At 46.1% G+C, this 5,305-nt stretch carries 5 protein-coding genes and 3 pseudogenes; 4 read left to right on the top strand and 4 right to left on the bottom strand.

Annotation, left to right across the window (positions count from 1 at the left end):
• Positions 1-78 precede the first annotated feature (78 nt).
• Positions 79-237, top strand: a pseudogene (locus A7090_RS20115) (IS630 family transposase); the annotation flags it as partial.
• A 67-nt stretch (positions 238-304) separates the two neighbouring features.
• Here the strand turns inward: A7090_RS20115 and A7090_RS20110 are convergent.
• Positions 305-1,513, bottom strand: coding sequence for a secretion protein EspV (locus A7090_RS20110; protein ID WP_105275338.1), 1,209 nt, complete (start codon positions 1,511-1,513; stop codon positions 305-307).
• 146 nt (positions 1,514-1,659) lie between these two features.
• Positions 1,660-1,890: pseudogene (locus A7090_RS20105) on the bottom strand (IS630 family transposase); the annotation flags it as partial.
• Between the two features lie 125 nt (positions 1,891-2,015).
• On the opposite strand from A7090_RS20105, the gene A7090_RS20100 reads away from it, so the two are divergent.
• Positions 2,016-2,468: an acyltransferase gene (locus A7090_RS20100; protein ID WP_105275337.1), complete on the top strand. Its 453-nt coding sequence runs from the start codon at positions 2,016-2,018 to the stop codon at positions 2,466-2,468.
• Between the two features lie 402 nt (positions 2,469-2,870).
• On the opposite strand, the gene A7090_RS20090 is transcribed toward A7090_RS20100, so the two are convergent.
• Positions 2,871-3,221 carry a plasmid partitioning/stability family protein gene (locus tag A7090_RS20090; RefSeq protein WP_001365718.1) on the bottom strand — a complete coding sequence of 117 codons (351 nt, stop codon included), beginning with the start codon at positions 3,219-3,221 and terminating at the stop codon, positions 2,871-2,873.
• Positions 3,222-3,223: 2 nt separating this feature from the next.
• Entirely contained in the window at positions 3,224-4,186 is a 963-nt protein-coding gene (gene parM / locus A7090_RS20085; RefSeq protein WP_000959884.1) for a plasmid segregation protein ParM, read from the bottom strand.
• Between the two features lie 147 nt (positions 4,187-4,333).
• Here parM and A7090_RS20080 point away from each other — a divergent pair, with 147 nt between their 5' ends.
• Positions 4,334-4,627 (top strand): hypothetical protein, encoded by a 294-nt coding sequence (locus A7090_RS20080; RefSeq protein WP_060774112.1) that lies wholly within the window; start codon positions 4,334-4,336, stop codon positions 4,625-4,627.
• 70 nt (positions 4,628-4,697) lie between these two features.
• Positions 4,698-5,228: pseudogene (locus tag A7090_RS20070) on the top strand (DUF1281 domain-containing protein); the annotation flags it as partial.
• Positions 5,229-5,305 lie beyond the last annotated feature (77 nt).

The raw sequence follows: 5,305 nt of genomic DNA, 5'->3' as shown, positions 1-5,305 counted from the left end.
TGCCCTGGAAAGTTGATCTGAGCTCTCAGTAAATATCAATACGGTTCTGACGAGCCGCTTACTGACGAACGACGCCTGATGCAGAAAGCAATCCATAAAACGCACGATAAAAATTATGCCCGCAGGCTGACTGCCATGCTGATGCTGCACCGGGGCGACCGCGTCAGCGACGTTGCCAGAACGCTCTGCTGTGCCCGTTCCCCGGCGGTAAACATGGTCTGGCAAAAGTGTAGCGGTATTCGGCGCAGCTATTTAGAATGTGGATTATATTCTTCTGGGGCGGGCTTCTTCACTTAGAACATTTTCAATCTTTGGTTTCAGCTTCGTGCAGAATTCGAGCGGCTTCTTGCGTAACATTATACATTGCCTGCTCATCATTACCGCCAGCCCCAGCAATCGTCAATGCAACCCCAGCATAAATTTCTGGATAGCTATGTGTGAATATATCCAGGGCATTTACATGTTTCTCTTCCATTCCTGCATCACAACGAACCTTATTTATTCCCGTTGCCATTGATTGTGGAGGACAGGAGCCTTCTGCACGAAAATAGTGATGTGACAGATCCGAGATAGCTTTGCATCCTTCTGCTTGGTTCAAGCTAGGCGCGGCCCATGTTTTACCAAAATGCTCGGCAGCGTAACGTGTTGCAAGAGTGGCATCAGAGGAGGAGCCAGAGGTTCCGCTCATGACCGGTAGCCCAGCTTTATCACGCATGATTGTGCCGATATCTTGAGAAAGATCCATGCCTGTTTGTGTGCGGGTGGAGTGTGTACCGTTACGCTGAGCATCAACGCGATTGTTTGCGCGGAATGTCATTCGCTCCTGAATTTTTAGCCTTCCAGCCAACACTTGGCCGGTCTGTGCAAGCTCGAAACCGGAGAGTGTTTGCTCTTTCGTGAATGGTCCAGCAGAACCACACAGCATCATTGAGAAGGCAGAACGGGCACTATCGGATAATTTTAATCCACGACTACCGTAAAATGGTGAACCAGGTTTTGGCTCCTCTGAACCAAGAGCCTCTTTTCCTAGCTGCTCACGGTCGTTTCCATCCCAGCGTGTTTCCGTTTTCCAAAGGCCACGCTCCAGATGCCCCATCCATGCTGTTTGTTTGAATACAGGAGATTCTGGATTAGTTAGCCCCTCAACGGTCGAACGCAGAATCTTCTCTTCTGCTTTGCGATGTCTCAGATAATTCTCTGCTCGTGTTTGCAGATGCTCTAATGATTTGTAATTATTGTTGGAAAGTGCAATTTGTAGGAATGACCTCACAGTTAGCGGCGAGTCAGCATCTGGCTGATAAGGTTGAGTTCCTATGTGGGCTTGGCTACACAATCCATCCTTCAGAGTATTACTGTCAGTTGTATATCTACCGATTTGTGAATCGCTTACAACTGGTTTGATTCTGTTCGCCATACCACTTGACGGTTTATTACTTGCGTTTTCACCATTTGCCCCAGGGCTGAAGAATCCAGAAATACTTCTTTGACTGCTTTCGGGCTTTGCTGCAAACATATCCACTATTCCTTATTATATAAATGTATGTCCCGAGTCTAGTTTACATCCATTTTTTGTTACTGCAATAAACACTTATAATCCATTTTGTAAATAAGAATTAAAAAACAAATAATGTTCGCACTAAATAGCTGCGCCTAATATCGCTACACTTTTGCCAGACCATGCTTTCCTCCCGGGTATGGACTGGCGGTTTCCATAAAGTGATTAACTTTTTTTAGCAGTTGCCACATCGAACCACACTGATGATTCCGGGTTATCGTGTCGTGCAATGCCTGCCATAGCTGTTCAACATGATTTACCCATGGTGAGTAAACCGGCTGATAAATCACCCTGAACTTCGGATTCTGCTTTAGCCAGCGCTGTGTTTCCCTGCTTGATGCGGGCTTACCAGGAATCACGGTTTGGGAGCCGCCTGGAGAAATGAAATCTGAAACATGGCAAGTGAATCTGGGCTGTATAATTCCGGCAAGTGTCATCTGTATTTAAAGGTCGTGTGAGTATGAAATTTATGGAATGTGCTGTCCGGGATGTGATTTATGGGACCAATGTCCGTATTGTCAAACCGGTCAACATTTATGAATGTGAACTCAGGGACAATGTGTTTGTCGGCCCCTTCGTTGAGATACAGAAAGGCTGTGTCATTGGTAGTGGAAGCCGGATACAGTCGCACACGTTTATTTGTGAGAACGTAACACTGGGGGAGAACTGCTTCATTGGTCATAACGTGACGTTCGCCAACGATCTGTTTCGTTCAGGAGCACCAGAACCGTCACCGGATAACTGGATCAGCATTACCCTGGGGGATTCGGTTACTGTTGGCAGTGGAGCCATTATTCTGTCTCCGTATATATGCAGCGGAGCTGTTATTGGTGCGGGTTCAGTTGTGGTAAAACCGATTGAGAACAAAGGCATTTATGCAGGAAACCCAGCAAGACTGCTCAGAATATTATGAAAAAGAAAAGGGCCGTTACTGGCCCTTTTTATCAGAGGTAGGTCTGTGAATACGGCAGGTGTACAGAAATCGACTGCCGGGGATCGATTTCCAGGGCCGCCCGGTATTCTGCGTCAGTGATATCACCTTTTTTCAGTAAATAACCGAGAGCATCGTTTCCCAGCCCTGACAGTATGCGTATTCTGGCGATCCGGACTGGCAAATAACCCATCAAAAACGTTATTGCCAGACATTGCGAACTCACCAATTTTGATTATTGGAGCCACTTTTTCATAAGTTCCGTGAAATTATTTTATAATAACGACCCTGTTTATTTTATGTAATGACTGGCAATAAAATAACTTGATTAAGTTCCCTTTATCCAGCCTGATAGTGGATAAAGGAAACTCAATCATAATTTAATTAGTTTATTAACTTCATCGCATTCTTTTTTGTCTCCTCATCACTTTTTTGCTCCGATTGTGAAGAGGACTGAATGATTGTTGAAGAATTTAAATCGGCCATCTCTTTTGGAAATAGCGATCTCAATATATTCACGATATCTGAAAATGTGGTTTCTTTCGTCAGCAGTTCACATAAAAGGAAAGGGGCCCTGGGATCTTGTCTGTATAAGGCCAGACCTGCCGTCAGTGCAGCCCGGTTAAGGCGGCTGCGTTCCCCTTGCGGGATACTGTCCAGTGTATCACAAACAATTTTATCTGTTTGATTTACATCTGGATTTAGCTTAAAGGCAATGGTTCTGCGCTTGTCCATCATTAATTACCTATGAGATACATACCGTTAACTAAATCATATTGAGAGTTATTGGTTTTAAAAAAACGTTCATCACGAATCTGTGTGTGTTTTTTTACTGCATCGCATATTAATTCTGCGCCACCACCTATAACCATAACATGAGTATAACCAGAAAATTCATTGAGTGTATTTAATACACGTTGCTCAAGTTTACGAAGTGCTTCATTCATTGCTTCGGTGACTATTGATATTTTGTTCTCATCATTAATTCGTTGCTTCAGATAGTTATTATCTTTTCTGTGAATAATTATATCGTCAGCAAGATAGCTACTTCCTTTTGTTCTCGCAAGAGAAAGGGCATCTTTTACTGCAGATGTGACCAGAGATACACCAAGAGATGAGTCTCCGTATATTTTACTGATCCCCGATAATTTCCCCATTACCTGAGAAATATCTAATGTGGTGCCCCCGAGATCTATAATTAATAAAGAATCTAACTCATCCAGTTCTTGTAGAACTTCATAACCTGCCGGTATAGATTCAGGCATGACTTTTACATCTTTTATTGTGAATGTATCCCCACCATTTAATGTAATTTTTTTCCGGAAGTTTGCTTTCTTACGCTCAATATTTTCCGTATTGGGTTGGTTATTCCTGTCGTAATACTCTGTCAGAGGAAGTGTGCAAACAATATCCACTTCGCTTACCGGCAGACCACTGGTCAGTAAGGCGTGGTGCACCGCAACGACATTAACGTCGCTGTATTGCCATGCGATATTGGTTGTGACTACAGCATCCGGGCTGATTGGATCAAATGAATACTGTTCGCCGTTCAGTGTGTAGTTAAAGACCTTTTTATCACCAAAAGAAACTGCCCACTCGCGTTTGAAGCTGTTCGGGCTAATGTGCTGTTTAATTGTTCCGTCACTTTCCTGCCACTGTAGTTTGATGTTTGTTGAACCGTCATCAATGAATACCAACATTTATAAAACTCCTTATGGTGTTTTTTTTGGTGTGTGTTTGGGTGTGTTTTGGGTTTTAAGTGGGTTTATTTGTCAAGTTTACCCCATTTTAACTATCAATCAATGATTATTTGTCTTGTTTTGGTGTTTTATTGGGTTTGGTGTGGGTTGTTTTTGGGTTTTATTTGGCGGATAACAAAAGATGTCGCCGGGCTCCTCTTTTTACTGCGCCGGCTGACGCGGCGCGGCAGAAACGCTGCCTGTGGTCAGTGTCCCGCGTCCGGCCGAGCACGGGACGGGCGCTTTTACCGCTCCCGGCTGGCGTCGGTGACAGTGTACGCCAGCCCGTCGCCCTTTTCTGATGAGCGCCCTTCAAGCCGCTTTCGCGGCATAGCCTTGCCGTCAAAAAGACGACGGCTGCGGTATTCCACGGTCGGCCTGACCCGTTACCGGGCGCGGTGAACAGCCCACAGGCAGCGGGGAACGGGCGCCACAGGGGCGCCCTCCCGATGCTCCTGTGAGGATAATTCCCATGCCAAACTGGTGCAGTAACCGTATGTATTTTTCTGGTGAACCGGCACAGATCGCTGAGATTAAACGACTGGCCAGCGGCGCAGTCACACCGCTTTATCGCCGCGCCACAAATGAAGGTATTCAGCTGTTTCTGGCCGGAAGTGCCGGACTTCTGCAGATCACTGAAAATATCCGCTCTGAGCAGTGCCCCGGAGTGACGGCTGCCGGACGTGGTGCTGTATCGCCGGAAAATATCGCGTTCACCCGCTGGCTGACACACCTGCAGAACGGTGTACTGCTGGATGAGCAAAACTGCCTGATGTTGCATGAACTCTGGCTGCAGAGCAGTACTGGACAGCATCGCTGGGAAGGGTTACCGGATGATGTCAGGGAAACTATCACTGTGCATTTCACCGCAAAAAGAGGTGACTGGTGTGACATCTGGGGTAACGAGGATGTATCGGTGTGGTGGAACCGTCTGTGTGACAACGTACTGCCGGAAAAAACCATGCCGTTTGACCTGCTGACGGTTTTGCCGACCCGCCTGGATTGAACCGCCCCGGGTTTCCTGGAGAGTATTTTACCTGTGAACTCAGGCTGCCAGCTCATCATTTCCGATGGAAGCAT

Source organism: Escherichia sp. MOD1-EC7003, from assembly GCF_002965065.1.
Taxonomy (GTDB): Bacteria; Pseudomonadota; Gammaproteobacteria; order Enterobacterales; family Enterobacteriaceae; genus Escherichia.
Note: the sequence above shows the minus strand (reverse complement) of the source record. Positions and strands in the feature narration are given on the sequence as shown.

What these genes read in the sequence shown, in the direction of transcription:
- A7090_RS20110 (WP_105275338.1), bottom strand. Translation starts at nt 1,513, where the DNA reads ATGTTTGCAGCAAAGCCCGAAAGCAGTCAAAGAAGTATTTCTGGATTC.
- A7090_RS20100 (WP_105275337.1), top strand. Translation starts at nt 2,016, where the DNA reads ATGAAATTTATGGAATGTGCTGTCCGGGATGTGATTTATGGGACCAAT.
- A7090_RS20090 (WP_001365718.1), bottom strand. Translation starts at nt 3,221, where the DNA reads ATGGACAAGCGCAGAACCATTGCCTTTAAGCTAAATCCAGATGTAAAT.
- parM (WP_000959884.1), bottom strand. Translation starts at nt 4,186, where the DNA reads ATGTTGGTATTCATTGATGACGGTTCAACAAACATCAAACTACAGTGG.